Annotated in this window: 16 protein-coding genes and 2 tRNA genes; 11 read left to right on the top strand and 7 right to left on the bottom strand. The window is 59.3% G+C overall.

The window, feature by feature from the left end:
* Nucleotides 1–13 precede the first annotated feature (13 nt).
* On the top strand, nucleotides 14–319 hold the full coding sequence (locus tag IB245_RS24470; RefSeq protein ID WP_008025864.1) for a YkgJ family cysteine cluster protein: 306 nt from the start codon (nucleotides 14–16) through the stop codon (nucleotides 317–319).
* A gap of 145 nt (nucleotides 320–464) precedes the next feature.
* Here the strand turns inward: IB245_RS24470 and IB245_RS24465 are convergent, their stop codons facing one another.
* From IB245_RS24465 to hemA, 6 genes are all read right to left on the bottom strand, one after another.
* A complete protein-coding gene (locus IB245_RS24465) occupies nucleotides 465–983 on the bottom strand; it encodes an acyloxyacyl hydrolase (RefSeq protein ID WP_192228943.1) in 519 nt (172 codons plus the stop codon).
* 104 nt (nucleotides 984–1,087) lie between these two features.
* Nucleotides 1,088–1,879: a glutamate racemase gene (murI, locus tag IB245_RS24460; protein WP_008037212.1), complete on the bottom strand. Its 792-nt coding sequence runs from the start codon at nucleotides 1,877–1,879 to the stop codon at nucleotides 1,088–1,090.
* The gene (locus IB245_RS24455; protein WP_008025859.1) at nucleotides 1,872–2,627 is read right to left on the bottom strand and encodes a molybdopterin-synthase adenylyltransferase MoeB; all 756 of its coding nucleotides are present in this window, start codon (nucleotides 2,625–2,627) and stop codon (nucleotides 1,872–1,874) included. Before IB245_RS24455 ends, murI begins: the two co-directional genes overlap by 8 nt.
* Nucleotides 2,621–3,451, bottom strand: a complete 831-nt coding sequence (gene prmC, locus IB245_RS24450) for a peptide chain release factor N(5)-glutamine methyltransferase (RefSeq protein ID WP_008037210.1) — start codon at nucleotides 3,449–3,451, stop codon at nucleotides 2,621–2,623. The genes IB245_RS24455 and prmC overlap by 7 nt, the downstream gene beginning before the upstream one ends.
* Nucleotides 3,452–4,534 carry a peptide chain release factor 1 gene (gene prfA / locus IB245_RS24445; RefSeq protein WP_008025856.1) on the bottom strand — a complete coding sequence of 361 codons (1,083 nt, stop codon included), beginning with the start codon at nucleotides 4,532–4,534 and terminating at the stop codon, nucleotides 3,452–3,454.
* Complete coding sequence (gene hemA, locus IB245_RS24440; RefSeq protein WP_008025854.1) at nucleotides 4,531–5,820, bottom strand: glutamyl-tRNA reductase; 1,290 nt, start codon at nucleotides 5,818–5,820, stop codon at nucleotides 4,531–4,533. The genes prfA and hemA overlap by 4 nt, the downstream gene beginning before the upstream one ends.
* 343 nt (nucleotides 5,821–6,163) lie before the next feature.
* Here hemA and IB245_RS24435 point away from each other — a divergent pair, with 343 nt between their 5' ends.
* From IB245_RS24435 to ychF, 8 genes are all read left to right on the top strand, one after another.
* Nucleotides 6,164–7,888 carry a tetratricopeptide repeat protein gene (locus IB245_RS24435; RefSeq protein ID WP_008025853.1) on the top strand — a complete coding sequence of 575 codons (1,725 nt, stop codon included), beginning with the start codon at nucleotides 6,164–6,166 and terminating at the stop codon, nucleotides 7,886–7,888.
* Nucleotides 7,889–7,892: 4 nt separating this feature from the next.
* A complete protein-coding gene (lolB, locus tag IB245_RS24430) occupies nucleotides 7,893–8,510 on the top strand; it encodes a lipoprotein insertase outer membrane protein LolB (protein WP_192228942.1) in 618 nt (205 codons plus the stop codon).
* 2 nt (nucleotides 8,511–8,512) lie between these two features.
* Nucleotides 8,513–9,364 (top strand): 4-(cytidine 5'-diphospho)-2-C-methyl-D-erythritol kinase, encoded by an 852-nt coding sequence (gene ispE, locus IB245_RS24425; RefSeq protein ID WP_032828609.1) that lies wholly within the window; start codon nucleotides 8,513–8,515, stop codon nucleotides 9,362–9,364.
* Nucleotides 9,365–9,400: 36 nt separating this feature from the next.
* Nucleotides 9,401–9,475, top strand: a tRNA-Gln gene (locus IB245_RS24420).
* 45 nt (nucleotides 9,476–9,520) lie between these two features.
* Entirely contained in the window at nucleotides 9,521–10,462 is a 942-nt protein-coding gene (locus tag IB245_RS24415) for a ribose-phosphate pyrophosphokinase (RefSeq protein WP_003208392.1), read from the top strand.
* 141 nt (nucleotides 10,463–10,603) lie between these two features.
* Entirely contained in the window at nucleotides 10,604–11,203 is a 600-nt protein-coding gene (locus IB245_RS24410; RefSeq protein WP_008025849.1) for a 50S ribosomal protein L25/general stress protein Ctc, read from the top strand.
* Nucleotides 11,204–11,373: 170 nt separating this feature from the next.
* Nucleotides 11,374–11,958, top strand: coding sequence for an aminoacyl-tRNA hydrolase (gene pth, locus IB245_RS24405; protein ID WP_008037207.1), 585 nt, complete (start codon nucleotides 11,374–11,376; stop codon nucleotides 11,956–11,958).
* Nucleotides 11,959–11,981: 23 nt separating this feature from the next.
* Nucleotides 11,982–13,082: a redox-regulated ATPase YchF gene (gene ychF / locus IB245_RS24400; RefSeq protein ID WP_008025847.1), complete on the top strand. Its 1,101-nt coding sequence runs from the start codon at nucleotides 11,982–11,984 to the stop codon at nucleotides 13,080–13,082.
* A gap of 203 nt (nucleotides 13,083–13,285) precedes the next feature.
* Here ychF and IB245_RS24395 read toward each other — a convergent pair whose 3' ends face one another.
* Nucleotides 13,286–14,503, bottom strand: coding sequence for an MFS transporter (locus IB245_RS24395; RefSeq protein WP_008037203.1), 1,218 nt, complete (start codon nucleotides 14,501–14,503; stop codon nucleotides 13,286–13,288).
* A 185-nt stretch (nucleotides 14,504–14,688) separates the two neighbouring features.
* Between IB245_RS24395 and IB245_RS24390 the strand changes: the two genes are divergently transcribed.
* Nucleotides 14,689–16,884, top strand: a complete 2,196-nt coding sequence (locus IB245_RS24390) for a methyl-accepting chemotaxis protein (protein WP_412548045.1) — start codon at nucleotides 14,689–14,691, stop codon at nucleotides 16,882–16,884.
* Between the two features lie 116 nt (nucleotides 16,885–17,000).
* A tRNA-Met gene (locus tag IB245_RS24385) sits at nucleotides 17,001–17,077 on the top strand.
* The last annotated feature ends 113 nt before the right edge of the window (nucleotides 17,078–17,190 follow it).

The raw sequence follows: 17,190 nt of genomic DNA, 5'->3' as shown, positions 1-17,190 counted from the left end.
TACACTGCGTGCCATGAAAACCATTCCCCACACGCAAATCACCGAGCCTGCGGTCACGTGCTCGACCTGCGCGGCCTGCTGCTGCCAGCTCGAAGTGATGCTGATCACCGACACGGGCGTGCCCGAACGTTTTATCGATACCGATGATTGGGGCGGGGAAGTCATGCTGCGCCTGGACGACGGCTGGTGCGCTGCGCTGGATCGCAACACGATGATGTGCACGATCTACGAAAAACGCCCGCTGATCTGCCGGGAGTTCGAGATGGGCGCACCGGAGTGCATCGAAGAGCGCCAGGGGATTAGCACGGCGTATCGATGATTTAGAAATGTGTTGCCTGATCTGACGCCTTCGCGGGCAAGCCTCGCTCCTACAGGTTTTGCGATATGTCGTAACGGTGAATACGACATGAAACTTGTAGGAGCGAGCGGTGCGGCGATCCGACTTGCCCGCGAAGCTTTTGACCTTACAACGGCATCGTGTAGTGCAGCGCGTAACTTTCTACACCATCGTTCGGGCTGCTGAGCCCCGCATTAGAATAGTGCGTCGCACGAATCCCGACTTCATGCCCGCCCGCAAAACGCAGACCGAAGCCGAAACGGTCTTCGAACTGAAAGGCACTGCCCAGTTCGTTGCCTTCAAGTTCGGTATTCGAGAACGCCGCCACGCCAACCCCGAGCTCTAGATAAGGTTTGACGTTCTGACCGGCAAACTCATAAACAAGCACCGGCGAGAAAGACAGGCTGTGGTTGCTGGAAGTCTTGTCGCCTTCCCAATAGGTGTAGGCACCACTCCAGTAACCGGTCAAACGACCGACGTCACTTTGCAACCAGCTCTTGTCCCAATCGAATTGCATGCCCAAACGATAGGTCATGGTCGAATCGCTGGTCTGGCCGACCCCGAACTCCACGCCTGCCGCCTGTGCGGTATAACTTTGCCCCATCAATGCGGCCGCAATCGCGGCCAAGCAGAATAGTCGCTTCATAGAAACATCCTTTTCCGTACGATTTCGTATGGTTTTTTTGTTGCTTACCGCAATAGAAGCCGACGCTTAATCAGAAGTTCACCCCAATTACCCGTTTCCCCAAACTACCTATTGAAGCTTTGCACAACGCCAGCGGTATTCCACAGTATCGGCAAGATATTTCTGAAATGTTCCGGATCGGCACTCGTCCAGAATTGCGCTGCACGAACTGGACCCTCAGCCAGCAATTCACGCTCGGCCAACAGCCGCTGAAGTTGTCGCGCGACGGCGGCGCCGGTATCGATCAGGCTGATGTCCTCGGGGATCATCTGCTTAAGCAACGGCTTTAGGAAGGGGTAATGCGTGCAGCCGAGAATTATCGTGTCGCAGCCCGCGGCGAGCAGCGGCCCGACATAGCGGGCCAGCAACTCACGCAGGGCGGGACTGTGCAGATCGCCGTTTTCAATCAGCTCCACCAGCCCCGGGCACGGTTGGGTGATCACCTGCACATCGGTGGCGAAACGGTCGAGCAACGCAGCGAACTTGGCGCTCTGCAAGGTGCCCGTGGTGGCGAGGACACCGACCACGCCGCTGCGGGTCGCGGCGGCGGCCGGTTTGACCGCAGGCTCCATGCCGACGATGGGCCACTCGGGGAAGTCGCGCCGCAAATCGGCAACACCGGCCACCGTCGCCGTGTTGCAGGCCAGCACCAGGGCCTTGGCGCCTTGCTGCTGAAAAAATTCGGCCATCACGCTGCAACGATGGCGAATGAATTCCGGGGTTTTCTCGCCGTAGGGAATATTGCCGCAATCGGCGACGTACAGCAGAGACTCGTTGGGCAGCAAACGCTGGACCTCGGCCAGCACCGACAGCCCACCGACCCCGGAGTCGAACACGCCAATGGGCGCTTCACGCATGTTTCGGCCCACAGACGCTGCAGCCCGGATCACGCTTGACGCGCAATTCACGGAAGCGCGAACCCAAGGCATCGATCAACAACAGGCGCCCTACCAGCGGTTCGCCGAAACCGGCCAACAGTTTCATGGCTTCCAGCGCCTGAAGGCTGCCGACCAGTCCCACCAAAGGACCGACGACGCCCGCTTCACTGCACGTCAATTCAGCTTCGCTGCCGTGCCCGTATAAACAGTGGTAGCACGGACTGTCCGGACGGCGCGGGTCGAACACCGACAATTGCCCTTCAAGACGAATCGCTGCGCCGCTGACCAACGGCTTGCCGGCCGCCACGCACGCAGCGTTGACCGCTTCGCGGGTGGAAAAATTGTCGGAACAGTCGAGGACCAGGTCCACAGTGGCCACCACAGCGGCCAGGGAATCTTCGTCCAGCGCGGCACGATGGGCGACCAGCTTGATCTCGGGGTTGATCGCGCTCAGGCGGCGGATCGCCGAATCGACCTTGGTCTGGCCGACGCTGTCGGTGTCGTGAATGATCTGGCGTTGCAGGTTGGTCAGGTCGACGGTGTCGAAGTCCGCCAGATGCAGCTCGCCGACGCCCGCGGCGGCGAGGTACAGCGCAACCGGCGAACCGAGCCCGCCGAGACCGATGATCAACACGCGGCTTTCTTTCAATCGCAACTGGCCGTCGATGTCGACGTGCTGCAACAGAATCTGCCGACTGTAACGCAACAATTCCTGATCATTCAGCACGGCAGGCGCCCCAGGCTGATCCGTTGGTGACCGCCCAGATCGGTGCGGCTGTGGACTTCTTCAAAGCCGCGTGTCTGCAACAAATCGCGCACGGCTTCGGCTTGATCATAACCGTGTTCGAGCATCAGCCAGCCGCCCGCTTCCAGATAATCCGGGGCCTGGGCGACGATCAAACGCAGATCGTCGAGCCCGTCGACTCCAGCCACCAAGGCACTGGCCGGTTCGAAGCGCACATCACCTTCCACCAGATGCGGATCGGCGGATGCAATGTACGGCGGGTTGCTGATGATCAGTTGAAAACGCTGACCTTCCAGGGCGCTGAACCAATGACTGCTCAGCACGGTGGCGTTGTTCAGGTGCAAACGCTGACGATTGCGCTCGGCCAAAGCCACGGCTTCGAGTACACGATCCACAGCGGTGACGCTCCACGCCGGACGCTCGCTGGCCAGGGCCAACGCAATGGCGCCGCTGCCGGTGCCAAGATCGAGGACCTTCGCGGGCGTGGCGGGCAACAATTCCAGCGCGGCTTCCACCAGCAATTCGGTGTCCGGGCGCGGGATCAAGGTGTGCGGCGCAACTTCCAGATCCAGCTTCCAGAAACCTTGCTGGCCCAGAATGTAAGCCACCGGCTCACCGCCACGACGGCGTTGCAGGTACTCGGCAAACTTCAGCGCGGCGTCGCTTGGAACGATGCGCTCCGGCCAGGTGTGCAGAAAACTGCGGGACTTGCCCAACGCCGCCGCCAGCAGCAATTCGGCATCCAGACGCGCCGTCGGCGAGTCGGGTAAATCAGCGGCGCGCAACAAACTGGCAATGATCGTCATTTAGTCACCTATCGCTGCCAATTGGTCGGCCTGGTACTCGGCCAGCAACGGTTCGATCACCGCATCGACACCGCCCGCGAGAATTTCGTCGAGGGAATACAGCGTCAGGTTGACCCGGTGGTCGGTGACCCGGCCCTGGGCAAAGTTGTAGGTGCGGATGCGCTCGGAGCGATCACCCGAACCGACCAGCAACTTACGCTCGCTGGCGATGGCATTCGCCGCTGCGCTGGTCTGCTGATCATTGAGCTTGGCCGACAGCCAGGACATCGCCCGGGCGCGGTTCTTGTGCTGGGAACGTTCTTCCTGGCACTCGACGACGATACCGGACGGCAAGTGCGTGATGCGGATCGCCGAGTCCGTCTTGTTGACGTGCTGGCCACCGGCACCGGAAGAACGGTAGGTATCGATCCGCAGGTCCGCCGGATTGATCTCGATCGCTTCCTGCTCATCCGGCTCGGGCAATACCGCCACGGTGCACGCCGAAGTGTGGATACGCCCTTGGGATTCAGTGGCCGGAACCCGTTGCACGCGGTGCGCGCCGGATTCGAATTTCAGCTTGCCGTAGACGTTGTCGCCTTCGACGCGGGCGATGACTTCTTTATAGCCGCCATGCTCGCCCTCGTTTTCCGAGAGGATTTCCACACGCCAGCCGCGACGCTCGGCGTAACGCGAGTACATGCGGAACAGGTCGCCGGAGAAGATCGCCGCCTCGTCACCGCCGGTGCCGGCGCGGATTTCAAGGAACACGTTGCGCCCGTCGTTCGGGTCCTTGGGCAGCAGCATGCGTTGCAGGCTGGCTTCGATCTCGATCAATTGCTCTTTGGCTTCGCGGACTTCTTCCACGGCCATTTCACGCATGTCCGGGTCGTTGTCCTTGAGCAGTGCCTGGGCGCCTTCGAGGTCGCTCTGTACTTTGAGCAACTGTTTATAGGCGTCGACAATCGGCTCGACTTCCGCGTATTCCTTGGAATAGGCGCGGAATTTGGTCTGGTCGGAAATGACCTCGCCGTCGCCAAGCAAGGCGGTCAATTCCTCGAAACGGTCCTGGAGGATGTCCAGCTTATTGAGCAGTGACGCTTTCATTGCGGTTTTTTATCCGAAAAGCTATCCGATGAGCCCTCACCGAGGGCAAAGAGTTCCTGGGCCATGGCCAGTGCGTCGAGGCGACCTTCGGCTGAGAGCTTTTTCAACTGCACGCTCGGGGCGTGCAAGAGTTTGTTGGTCAAGCCACGCGCCAGTTGCACCAGCACGTCTTCGGCGCTGCTGCCGTTGGCCAGCATGCGTTGGGCCTTCTGCAATTCTTCGTCACGCAGGCGTTCGCTTTGTTGGCGATAGGCCTTGAGAACATCCACCGCTGCCAGTTCGCGCAGACGGATCATGAAATCTTCGGCGCCGACCGAAACCATCTCTTCCGCCGCTTGCGCAGCGCCTTGACGGCTCTTGAGGTTTTCGGCGACCACTTCGTGGAGATCGTCGACGCTATAAAGGTAAACGTCGTCCAACTCGCCGACTTCAGGCTCGATATCGCGCGGGACGGCGATGTCCACCATGAAGATCGGTTTGTGCTTGCGCAGTTTCAAGGCACTTTCCACCGCACCTTTACCGAGGATCGGCAACTGGCTGGCGGTGGAACTGATGACGATGTCGCTGCGCACCAGTTCGGCCGGGATGTCCGAGAGCAACACGGCATGGGCGCCAAACTGCTCGGCCAGAATGCTTGCGCGCTCCAGGGTGCGGTTGGCGACGACGATGCGTTTTACCCCCAGTTCATGCAGATGGCGGGCGACCAGGGTGATGGTCTCGCCGGCACCGATCAGCAAGGCCTGGCTGCGTTGCAGGTCGCTGAAAATCTGTTTCGCCAGGCTGACTGCGGCAAACGCCACGGACACCGGGTTCTCGCCGATGGCGGTGTCGGTGCGCACTTGTTTGGCCGCATTGAACGTGGCCTGGAACAAACGCCCGAGCAGCGGACCGATGGTGCCGGCCTCGCGGGCCACGGCGTAGCAGGATTTCATCTGGCCGAGGATCTGCGGCTCGCCCAGCACCAGCGAATCGAGCCCGGAGGCGACCCGCATCATGTGACGAACTGCCGCATCATCTTCGTGCACATAAGCGCTCGCGCGCAGCTCGTCGAGGCTCAGATGGTGATAATCGGCCAGCCAGCGCAGCACGATGTCCGCCGAAAGGTGATCCTGTTCTATATAGAGTTCACTGCGATTGCAGGTGGAGAGGATCGCAGCTTCGCGGCTGTCGGTGAGTCGGCAGAGCTGCTGCAAGGCCTCCACCAGCTGCTCAGGGGTAAAGGCCACGCGCTCGCGGACGTCTACTGAAGCAGTCTTGTGGTTAATACCGAGTGCAAGGAAGGCCATTCAAGGTCGCTGATGGTGACGTGAAGCCGGCAATTGTCCTACTTCGACAGATTCAGAACAACTACTCGATCTCTATTGACCTGGTAGCCGATGCCCGAATTTGCGAGCGGTTCTCGTTTACCCGACTTCCACGCAACCTTTGTAGGAGCCGGCTTGCTGGCGATGGTCGTGAACGATGGCGCATTTATTCCTGGAAAGGATGCGGCGCCTGCAAGTCCATCGCCAGCAAGCCGGCTCCTACAGGGGTTTGTCGCGTGCTTCAGGGAAAATGCCCGGCCGGTTATGTTTGGCCGAAGGCTTGTGTCATGATGATCTAACCGCAGGTTAGTCGTCCTCTTCCTATATGAATAGATCTTCCGCGTTGCTCCTCGCTTTTGTCTTCCTCAGCGGCTGCCAGGCCTTGGCACCCGTTTCGTCGGACGGTACGTCGCCGGTCGAAGACAGCACTCCGGCCCCTGAAAAGCCCAAGGTCTACAGCTCATTCAGCGAAGAAACCATCTTCAGCCTGTTGAGCGCCGAACTGGCTGGCCAACGCAATCGTTTCGACATTGCGCTGGACAACTACGTGACCCAGGCCATCAACACCCAGGATCCGGGCATCTCCGAACGGGCGTTTCGCATCGCCGAGTACCTGGGCGCCGATCAGGCCGCCCTGGACACTGCACTGATCTGGGCGAAAAACGCCCCGGACGACCTCGAGGCGCAACGGGCCGCGGCCGTGCAACTGGCGCGCGCCGGGCGTTATGACGACTCCATGGCCTATATGGAGAAAGTCCTGCAAGGCAAGGGCGACACGCATTTCGATTTTCTGGCCCTGTCTGCGGCCGATACCGATCAGGAAACCCGCAACGGCCTGATGAAAAGTTTTGACCGTTTGTTGCAGCGTCACCCCAACAACAGCCAGCTGATTTTCGGCAAGGCCTTGTTGATGCAACAGGACGGCGACAGCAAAGGCGCACTGACGCTGCTGGAAGACAACCCGCCGGATGACGGCGAAATAGCCCCGATTCTGCTGCGCGCACGCCTGCTGCAAACGCTCAATCGTGGTGATGAGGCGTTGCCGCTGCTGCAAAAAAGCATCAAGAAGTACCCGGACGACAAACGCCTGCGCCTGACGTATGCCCGCATGCTGGTCGAACAGGACCGGATGGACGACGCCAAAGTCGAGTTTTCGAGCCTGGTTCAGCAATACCCCGAAGACGACGAATTGCGTTACTCCCTGGCGCTGGTGTGCCTGGAAGCCAAGGCCTGGGACGAGGCCAAGGGCTACCTGGAAGACCTGATCGCCCGAGAAAGCCATGTCGACTCGGCACACCTGAACCTCGGCCGTATCGCTGAAGAGCGCAACGACCCCCAGGGCGCCCTGATCGAATACGCCAAGGTCGGCCCGGGCAACGACTACCTGCCGGCACAATTGCGTCAGGCCGATATCCTGATGAACAACGGCAAGACCGCCGAAGCGCAAAGCCGCCTGGCGGCCGAGCGTGACGAACAACCCGATTACGCGATTCAGCTGTATCTGATCGAAGCCGAAACCCTGTCCGCCAATAAACAGGGGGACAAGGCCTGGAATGTTCTGCATAAAGCCTTGCAGCAATACCCGGACGATCTGAATCTGCTGTACACCCGGGCCATGCAGGCGGAAAAACGCAATGACCTGGCGCAGATGGAAAAAGACCTGCGGCTGATCATCAAGCGCGACCCGGACAACGCCATGGCACTGAACGCCCTCGGCTACACCTTGTCCGACCGCACGACGCGTTATGCCGAAGCCAAGGCCCTGATCGAACAGGCGCACCAGATCAATCCGGAAGACCCGGCGGTACTCGACAGCCTCGGCTGGGTGAATTTCCGCATGGGCAATCTCGACGAAGCGGAAAAACTGCTGCGCAAGGCACTGGATCGTTTTCCCGACCAGGAAGTGGCCGCTCACCTCGGTGAGGTCCTGTGGGCCAATGGCAAGCAGCGCGAAGCCAAACAAATCTGGGGCAAGTTCCTCAAGGAACAACCCGACAGCCCAATCCTGCGCGGCACCATCAAGCGCCTGACCGGATCAGAGACTCTTTAAGCTTATGTTTTTGCGCCACTTCATCGTTTTCAGTTTCATCGCCCTGCTCGCCGGTTGCGCGGGCTTCGGTGCCCGCGAATCGGTACAGGGTCAGGGCGACGCCGGCCTGTGGCGCGTTCACAAAGAACAACTGACCGGCCTCGACGGCTGGCAGATCAACGGCAAGATCGGCATTCGCGCGCCAAAAGACTCGGGCAGCGGCACGCTGTTCTGGTTGCAGCGCCAGTCCTATTACGACATTCGCCTTTCGGGCCCTCTGGGTCGCGGCGCCGCACGCCTGACCGGACACCCCGGAAAGGTTTCGCTGGAAGTCGCCAATCAGGGGCGCTATGAAGCGCCGACGCCGGAAGTGCTGCTCGAAGAACAGCTCGGCTGGAAGTTGCCGGTGTCCCATCTGGCGTGGTGGGTCCGCGGACTCCCGGCGCCGGACAGCAAGAGCCGCCTGACCCTGGACACCGATAGCCGCCTGGCCAATCTGGAACAGGATGGCTGGCAAGTCGAATACCTGAGTTACGCCGAGCAAAACGGCTTTTGGCTGCCCGAGCGGATCAAACTGCATGGCACCAACCTTGATGTCACGCTGGTGATCAAGGAATGGCAACCGCGCAAACTGGGGCAATGAACATGACGACCCCACGCTTGACGCTGCCCTCCCCGGCCAAACTCAATCTGATGCTGCACATCCTCGGTCGCCGTGAAGACGGTTACCACGAGTTGCAGACGATTTTTCAGTTTCTCGACTACGGCGATGAAATCACTTTCGCCGTGCGCGACGACGGCGTGATTCAACTGCACACCGAATTCGATGGCGTACCGCACGACAGCAATCTGATTGTTCGAGCGGCAAAAAAACTTCAGGAGCAATCCGGTTGTTCGCTCGGCATCGACATCTGGATCGAAAAAATTCTGCCCATGGGCGGCGGCATCGGTGGCGGCAGTTCAAATGCCGCGACGACTTTGCTTGGGCTCAATCACCTCTGGCAACTGGGTTGGGATGAGGATCGACTGGCCGCACTGGGCTTGACGCTGGGCGCCGACGTCCCGGTTTTCGTGCGTGGCCACGCGGCTTTCGCCGAGGGTGTGGGGGAGAAACTCACCCCTGTAGACCCCGAAGAACCGTGGTATCTCGTGCTTGTGCCGCAAGTATCTGTAAGTACAGCAGAAATTTTTTCAGATCCGTTGTTGACACGTAACTCTTCTCCCATTAAAGTGCGCCCCGTTCCCAAGGGAAACAGTCGAAATGACTGCTTACCGGTGGTTGCAAGGCGTTATCCAGATGTACGTAACGCATTGAATTTGTTAGGTAATTTTACCGAAGCAAAACTCACCGGAACTGGAAGTTGTGTGTTTGGGGGCTTCCCAAGCAAAGCTGAAGCTGATAAAGTCTCGGCCCTTCTTACAGAGACCCTTACAGGGTTTGTAGCAAAGGGAAGCAACGTTTCGATGTTGCATCGCAAGCTGCAAAGTCTGCTCTAAAGGAACCGATTACTGGGTAATCGTTGCAACAGATACAGGGGCGTCGCCAAGCGGTAAGGCAGCAGGTTTTGATCCTGCCATGCGTTGGTTCGAATCCAGCCGCCCCTGCCATTTTCTATACTCATCCAGGTTACCCTCAGCCTCTAGGTACTGCGCGTGTCCAAGATGATGGTCTTTACGGGGAATGCTAACCCCGATCTGGCTCGGCGTGTCGTACGTCAGCTGCATATCCCTCTCGGTGACATCTCTGTCGGTAAGTTTTCCGACGGCGAGATTACAGCCGAGATCAATGAAAACGTCCGCGGTAAAGATGTCTTCATTATTCAGCCGACTTGCGCTCCGACCAACGATAACCTGATGGAACTGGTAGTGATGGCTGATGCCTTCCGCCGCTCCTCGGCTACTCGTATTACTGCTGTTATTCCTTACTTTGGTTATGCCCGTCAGGATCGCCGTCCGCGTTCCGCACGTGTGGCTATCAGCGCGAAAGTCGTTGCTGACATGCTTACCGTAGTCGGCATCGACCGTGTTCTCACGGTTGATCTGCATGCTGACCAAATCCAGGGTTTCTTCGATATTCCGGTAGATAACATCTACGGCTCCCCCGTTCTGGTGGATGACATTGAAGATCAGCGCTTCGAAAACCTGATGATCGTGTCCCCGGACATTGGCGGCGTCGTGCGTGCACGTGCTGTTGCCAAATCCCTGGGCGTGGATCTCGGGATCATCGACAAACGCCGTGAGAAAGCCAATCACTCTGAAGTGATGCATATCATCGGTGATGTCGAAGGGCGTACCTGTATTCTGGTCGATGACATGGTCGATACCGCCGGCACTCTGTGCCACGCGGCAAAGGCTTTGAAAGAGCATGGCGCTGCCAAGGTTTTCGCCTACTGCACACACCCTGTGCTGTCCGGTCGGGCGATCGAAAACATTGAAAATTCCATGCTGGACGAACTGGTGGTGACTAACACCATCCCGTTGTCCGCTGCTGCTCAAGCCTGCTCGCGTATCCGTCAACTGGATATCGCGCCGGTTGTTGCTGAAGCGGTCCGCCGCATCAGCAATGAAGAATCGATCAGCGCGATGTTCCGTTAAGGGCCCTGCCCTTCTCGAACAGCTCGTTGACGAAAAGCGCCCCGCCCCGGCATTCCTGTCGGGGCGGGGCTTTTTTGCCCATATCGCCTTTAGCGCTGGTCGCAAACGCTGGGGCGAATGTGGTTATTTTGGAGATACAACATGAACGATTTTACTCTGAATGCTGAAGTGCGTTCCGACCTGGGGAAAGGTGCGAGCCGCCGCCTGCGTCGTCTCGCAAGCCTGGTACCAGCTGTAGTTTACGGTGGCGAAAAAGCCCCTGAATCCATCAGCATGCTGGCTAAAGAAGTTGCCAAACTGCTCGAAAACGAAGCGGCTTACAGCCACATCATCGAGCTGAACGTTGGTGGCACCAAGCAAAACGTAATCATCAAAGCTCTGCAGCGTCACCCGGCCAAAGGCCACGTGATGCACGCTGACTTCGTACGCGTAGTTGCCGGCCAAAAGCTGACCGCTATCGTTCCAGTGCACTTCATCAACGAAGAAGCACCAGCGAAGAAAGGCGGCGAGATTTCGCACGTTGTTGCTGAAATCGAAGTGACCTGCCTGCCAAAAGACCTGCCTGAATTCATCGAAGTCGACCTGGCTAACGCCGAAATCGGTTCGATCATTCACCTGTCCGACCTCAAAGCCCCTAAAGGCGTTGAGTTTGTTGCTCTGGCACACGGCGATGACAAGGCTGTTGCCAACGTCCACGCTCCACGTGTTGCTCCAGAAGCTGCTGAAGGCGCTGCAGAGTAATTCACTCTGTGATGCCGGAGTGACCCGGTAACATCGCGGACTGGAACGTAGCGAGAAAGCGGGCGAGAACGCGGAGTTTACATAATGGTAAATGAGCACTTGTCGTCCACTTTCGCCGCACACCCGGATTGCAGCGATGTTATCCACCACTCCAAAGAAGGGCCCCTATCGTGACTGCCATCAAACTGATCGTTGGCCTGGGAAATCCAGGCGCTGAATACGAACAGACCCGGCATAACGCAGGGGCCCTTTTTGTTGAGCGCATCGCGAACGCACAAGGCGTCAACCTTGTGGCGGACCGCAAATATTTCGGCCTGACCGGGCGCTATTCGCACCAGGGTCAGGATGTTCGCCTGCTGATTCCCACCACGTACATGAACCGCAGCGGCCAGGCCGTGGCGGCACTCGCAGGATTCTTCCGCATCAAGCCTGAAGAAATCCTCGTGGCGCATGACGAACTCGACCTGCCACCGGGCGTTGCCAAACTCAAACAGGGCGGCGGCCATGGTGGTCACAACGGGTTGCGCGACATCATCGCGCAACTGGGCAATCAGAATACCTTCTACCGCTTGCGGCTTGGCATTGGCCATCCGGGCGTAGCCAGTATGGTTTCAAATTTCGTCCTGGGTCGTGCGCCACGCGCCGAACAGGAAAAACTCGATGCCAGCATCGACTTTGCCCTCGGCGTGCTGCCGGATATCCTCGCCGGGGAATGGAACCGCGCGATGAAAAACCTGCACAGCCAGAAGGCCTGACTCTACTCCTCGGGGAAAACACCATGGGATTCAATTGCGGCATCGTCGGCCTGCCTAACGTCGGTAAGTCCACCCTGTTCAACGCCCTGACCAAATCCGGGATCGCGGCCGAGAACTTCCCCTTCTGCACCATCGAGCCGAACAGCGGTATCGTGCCGATGCCGGATCCGCGCCTGGATGCCTTGGCGGCCATCGTCAAACCAAAGCGCATCCTGCCGACCACCATGGAATTCGTCGACATCGCGGGCCTCGTTGCCGGCGCCTCGAAAGGTGAAGGCCTGGGCAACAAGTTCCTGGCCAACATCCGTGAAACCGATGCCATCGCCCACGTGGTCCGCTGCTTCGAAGACGAGAACGTGATTCACGTCTCCAACAGCGTCGACCCGAAACGCGACATCGAAATCATCGACCTGGAACTGATCTTCGCCGACCTCGACAGCTGCGAGAAGCAACTGCAGAAAGTCGCACGCAACGCCAAGGGCGGTGACAAGGACGCAGTGGTCCAGAAAGGCCTGCTGGAGCAACTGATCGCTCACTTCACCGAAGGCAAGCCGGCGCGCAGCCTGATGAAGAACATGGGCACCGATGAGAAAGCGGTGATCAAGGGCTTCCACCTGCTGACCACCAAACCGGTCATGTACATCGCTAACGTCGCTGAAGACGGTTTCGAAAACAACCCGCACCTGGACGTGGTCCGGGCCATCGCCGAAGAAGAAGGCGCCGTGGTTGTTCCGGTGTGCAACAAGATCGAAGCGGAAATCGCCGAGCTGGATGACGGCGAAGAGAAAGACATGTTCCTCGAAGCCCTGGGCCTCGAAGAGCCTGGCCTGAACCGCGTGATCCGCGCTGGCTACGAAATGCTGCACCTGCAGACCTACTTCACCGCCGGTGTCGAAGAAGTCCGCGCCTGGACTGTCCGCGTTGGTGCCACCGCACCGCAAGCCGCTGGCGTGATCCACACCGACTTCGAAAAAGGCTTCATCCGCGCCGAAGTCATCGCCTACGACGACTTCATCCAGTACAAGGGCGAAGCCGGCACCAAAGAAGCCGGTAAATGGCGTCTGGAAGGCAAGGACTACATCGTGAAAGACGGCGACGTGATGCACTTCCGTTTTAACGTGTAAGACAGCAGCCCAAGAAAAAGCCGCGTTTGATACGCGGCTTTTTTGTGCCTGAAATCCCGTTCACCGTAATCCTGTAGGAGCCGGCTTGCTGCGGGCGGCGTTCCGACGATCCAGACACCGCGGCTAACCAGCCAGTCCGCGTGATCGTTCATCGTCGGAACGCCGCCCGCAGCAAGCCGGCTCCTACAGAAGAAATGTATAGATCAGGCCTTTTTGGTTCTTGGCAGGAAGATCGCCAACACGCCCAACAACGGCAGGAACGAGCACAGGAAGTACACGTATTCGATGCCGTGCACGTCCGCCAGATGCCCCAGCAACGCCGCGCCAATCCCGCCGAAACCGAACATCAGCCCGAAGAACACCCCGGCAATCATCCCGACATTACCCGGCACCAATTCCTGTGCATAAACCACAATGGCCGAGAATGCCGAGGCCAGGATGAAGCCAATCACCACGCTCAGAATGCTGGTCCAGAACAAATCAACATGCGGCAGGATCAGGGTGAACGGCGCAACCCCAAGGATCGAAAACCAGATCACCGCCTTACGCCCGATCTTGTCGCCAATCGGCCCGCCGAAGAAAGTCCCCGCCGCCACCGCCCCCAGAAACAGGAACAAATGCAGCTGCGAACTGGCCACCGAGAGGTCGAATTTCTCGATCAGGTAAAAGGTGAAGTAACTGGTCAGACTGGCCATGTAGAAATACTTGGAGAACACCAGCAGCCCAAGCACCACCAACGCACTGGTGACCCTGCCCTTCGACAAGCCATGAGTGGCCGCCTGACCTTGCTTGAGCTTGAACAGGTTCAAGTGATTGGCGTACCAACGGCTGATCCGGTAGAGCACGAACAGCGCAAACAACGCGAACAAGCCGAACCACGCCACATGGCCCTGGCCGAACGGAATGATGATCGCCGCCGCCAGCAATGGACCGAAGGCCGAACCCGCGTTACCGCCCACCTGGAACGTCGATTGCGCCAGACCGAAGCGCCCGCCCGAAGCCAGTCGCGCCACACGGGAGGCTTCCGGGTGAAAGGTCGAGGAACCAATACCGATCAGCCCTGCCGCCAGCAGGATCATCGGAAAGCTGCCGACCACCGACATCATCAAAATACCAATCAACGTACACACCGTACCGGCCGGAAGCAGCCAGGGTTTGGGATGACGATCGGTGTGGTAACCGACCCACGGTTGTAACAGCGAGGCCGTCAGTTGAAAGGTCAGGGTGATCAGGCCGACCTGGGTGAAGGTCAGGCCGTAGTTGGCCTTGAGCATCGGGTAGATCGACGGCAGCACCGACTGAATCAGGTCGTTGATCAAATGCGCCAGCGCCACGGCGCCGATGATGCGCATGACCAGAGGGCTGCTTTGTGACGTCGCGGATGCCGGCGTCGCGCCGGTCTGGGCATTGCTGATAGCCATGGGAGTTTCCGTACAACAGATGGGTGCACACGGGCAGGTGCGTCAATGTGCCATTTTTCAGTGCAGCAGCGCCATCCCCTTAGCCAGCTAACGAACTAATTTCCGCAAGTAATAGCGCAACGCCATGGTCTGAATCTTGCCTTGTTATCCGCTTCAACGCGGCGCCCTTACAAAGGGCACCGAGAATGGGAAGTTTCGCTACAGAGTCGGCCTACAGAGCTGGCGAGGGTGAACTTTCGAGGCCTTTAAAAAGGGCACGAGTCGCGGTCGCAACGACCTCGACGCACGCCATTGGTGCGTGGTGTCCAGAGGAGTCATGGGGCATGCAGGCTTTTTTATCTCCGGGGATCGGGTTGCTGGGGCGTTTCGGCTTCGCCCGTAAATTTCAGTTGTTGTTTCTGCTGTTTATCCTGCCACTGGCGGGTAGCCTGCTGATGATCGGCCAGGACTATCGCGCCAAACTGAACCTGATTTCCGGCGAACGTGCCGGGGTTAGGCAGCTGCTCGCGCTGGATGCGCTGGATAACCTGCTCGCCGCCCAGCGTGACCGCGCCGCGCGCTGGCGTGCCACCGAGACCAATCGCCAACCGACACCGGCCACCCTCGCCGCGATGGCGGCGTTCGATGCCGTTCAGCCGGCGGTCGCGCAAGCCACCACGGACCTTGGCAACGCGTTGCAAACCGAAGGCGCCGAGGGCGAAACCCTCACTCGCTACCAAGCGCTGCAAACCGCGCTCAACGGCCTCGATTCGAAAAGCCTGAGCAGCGTCGGCTGGTGGCCGGACGGTTACGACCGTTTCACCAACGCCTTGAGTGCCCTGCAGGCCCTGCGCGAGCAGATCGCCATGGACAATCGCCTGACCCTCGCACCGTGGCTGGAAACCTACCTGCTGACGCAGATCTCGACGCAACACGCGCCGGACCTGATTGAGCGCGTCGGCCGTCTGGCCAGCGTCGGCCAGGCGTCGGTGGTGTCCGGGCAATTCACCCTGCAAAGCCGCCTGCAATTGCGCGACCTGCGTAGCCGCATCGGCGACGCCCGTGAGCAGCTTGTCAAAACCGCAGGCCTGCTGGAAGCGCGCCTGCCCAGTGCCTTGCAGGCGTGGGCCGGGCAGTACCATGACAACCTCAAACACCTCGACGCCGAGCTGAAAGTCCTCGATGACGGCGTGTTTGGCGGCAGCATCAAACTCAAACCCGAGGAGTTCGAACGCAGCCTGGACAGCCTGCTCACCGACCTCGCCTCGCTGCGTCAGCAGTCGTTGGTCTCGCTGGATCAGCGTCTGGACTACTACCATGGCTCGGCGATCCGCCAGTTCATCCTGGTGGCCGTGATCTTTGGTTGCCTGCTGCTGGCCGCGTTGTACCTGTTCATCTGCTTGCAGGCTTCGATCCGCCGCAGCGCCAGCGGCATCACGCTGCTGGCCGAAGCCTTGCGCGACGGCAATCTGAGCCTGCAAGTGCCGGTTGAAGGCCGCGACGAACTGGCGGCGATCAGCACCGCGCTCAACGTTGCGGTGGTGCAACTGCGCAATAGTCTGTTGGGGGTCGATCACGAAACCTTGCAGCTGAGTAACGCGGTGCGCACGCTCAATCACCATTCCAGTGGCGCCTTGGGCGAGGTCGAGGCGCAGCAATTGCAGATCAGCCAGATTGCGGCAGCGGCAACGCAATTGGCCGCCACTTCCCAAGGGGTTGCCCAGAGTTGCGAACAGGCCTCCGGCAGCGCTCAGCATACCCAGCGCATTGCTGCCGACAGTAGCCGTGACAGCCAGCGCACAACGGCGAGCATCCAGCAGCTCAACCAGCGTTTGAACGACACGGCGGCCGCACTCGGACGGGTCAGCGAACAAGGGCAGCAGATTCAGTTGGTGGTCGACACCATTCGCGGTGTCGCCGAGCAGACCAACCTGTTGGCGCTCAACGCCGCTATCGAGGCCGCGCGTGCCGGTGAACAGGGCCGTGGCTTTGCGGTGGTGGCCGATGAAGTGCGCAGCCTCTCGCAGCGCACCCAATCGTCCACTGCGCAGATCGCCGGCACCGTCGACAGCCTGCGCAACACGGTGAACGAAGCCGTGAGCCTGATGGAAGCCGCCTGTGGCCAGGCGCAATCCGATGCGCAAGCAGTCACTGGCCTCGGCGAACGACTGGGGGAAATCGCCAGTGCCGTGCAGAGCGTCACCGACACGTTGGCGCAAATTGCCACGGCGGTCGACGAGCAAGCGACCACTGCCGACGAAGTCAGCGGCAACATCCAGCAGGTCGATCAGGCGGCTGTCCGTTTGCTCGAAGGCGCGCGGGCGGTGAACCTGGCGGCGGACACCTTGAGCCAGGGCAGCAAGGCCCTGAGTGCCAATACCGGGAGATTCCAGCTCGGTTGACGCCCTCCCCCGGTCCGGTTTTTCGGCTCTGGAGGATAAGCGGTTGAAAGTGTAGAGAAATATTTTAGATTTACGCTTGACGCATCTGCATTACCGGTGAATAATGCGCGCCACTTGGCTACATAGCTCAGTTGGTTAGAGCATAGCATTCATAATGCTGGGGTCCGGGGTTCAAGTCCCTGTGTAGCCACCAAGTACTAAAAACGGCTTACCGAAAGGTAGGCCGTTTTTTTATGCCCGGAGAAAAGTGCACGGATTCTTTGGCCAACACATACACGGGCATGTGTCATGCGCGAACTCTTTGCC

The sequence above is a fragment of the Pseudomonas sp. PDM02 genome (genome assembly GCF_014852285.1).
In the GTDB taxonomy this organism is placed as follows: domain Bacteria; phylum Pseudomonadota; class Gammaproteobacteria; order Pseudomonadales; family Pseudomonadaceae; genus Aquipseudomonas; species Aquipseudomonas migulae.
Note: the sequence above shows the minus strand (reverse complement) of the source record. Positions and strands in the feature narration are given on the sequence as shown.

Excerpts from the sequence above, each read along its gene's own strand:
- IB245_RS24470 (WP_008025864.1), top strand. The coding sequence starts at position 14 with ATGAAAACCATTCCCCACACGCAAATCACCGAGCCTGCGGTCACGTGC.
- IB245_RS24465 (WP_192228943.1), bottom strand. The coding sequence starts at position 983 with ATGAAGCGACTATTCTGCTTGGCCGCGATTGCGGCCGCATTGATGGGG.
- murI (WP_008037212.1), bottom strand. The coding sequence starts at position 1,879 with ATGCGTGAAGCGCCCATTGGCGTGTTCGACTCCGGGGTCGGTGGGCTG.
- prmC (WP_008037210.1), bottom strand. The coding sequence starts at position 3,451 with ATGACGATCATTGCCAGTTTGTTGCGCGCCGCTGATTTACCCGACTCG.
- prfA (WP_008025856.1), bottom strand. The coding sequence starts at position 4,534 with ATGAAAGCGTCACTGCTCAATAAGCTGGACATCCTCCAGGACCGTTTC.
- hemA (WP_008025854.1), bottom strand. The coding sequence starts at position 5,820 with ATGGCCTTCCTTGCACTCGGTATTAACCACAAGACTGCTTCAGTAGAC.
- IB245_RS24435 (WP_008025853.1), top strand. The coding sequence starts at position 6,164 with ATGAATAGATCTTCCGCGTTGCTCCTCGCTTTTGTCTTCCTCAGCGGC.
- lolB (WP_192228942.1), top strand. The coding sequence starts at position 7,893 with ATGTTTTTGCGCCACTTCATCGTTTTCAGTTTCATCGCCCTGCTCGCC.
- ispE (WP_032828609.1), top strand. The coding sequence starts at position 8,513 with ATGACGACCCCACGCTTGACGCTGCCCTCCCCGGCCAAACTCAATCTG.
- IB245_RS24410 (WP_008025849.1), top strand. The coding sequence starts at position 10,604 with ATGAACGATTTTACTCTGAATGCTGAAGTGCGTTCCGACCTGGGGAAA.
- ychF (WP_008025847.1), top strand. The coding sequence starts at position 11,982 with ATGGGATTCAATTGCGGCATCGTCGGCCTGCCTAACGTCGGTAAGTCC.
- IB245_RS24395 (WP_008037203.1), bottom strand. The coding sequence starts at position 14,503 with ATGGCTATCAGCAATGCCCAGACCGGCGCGACGCCGGCATCCGCGACG.
- IB245_RS24390 (WP_412548045.1), top strand. The coding sequence starts at position 14,689 with ATGGGAAGTTTCGCTACAGAGTCGGCCTACAGAGCTGGCGAGGGTGAA.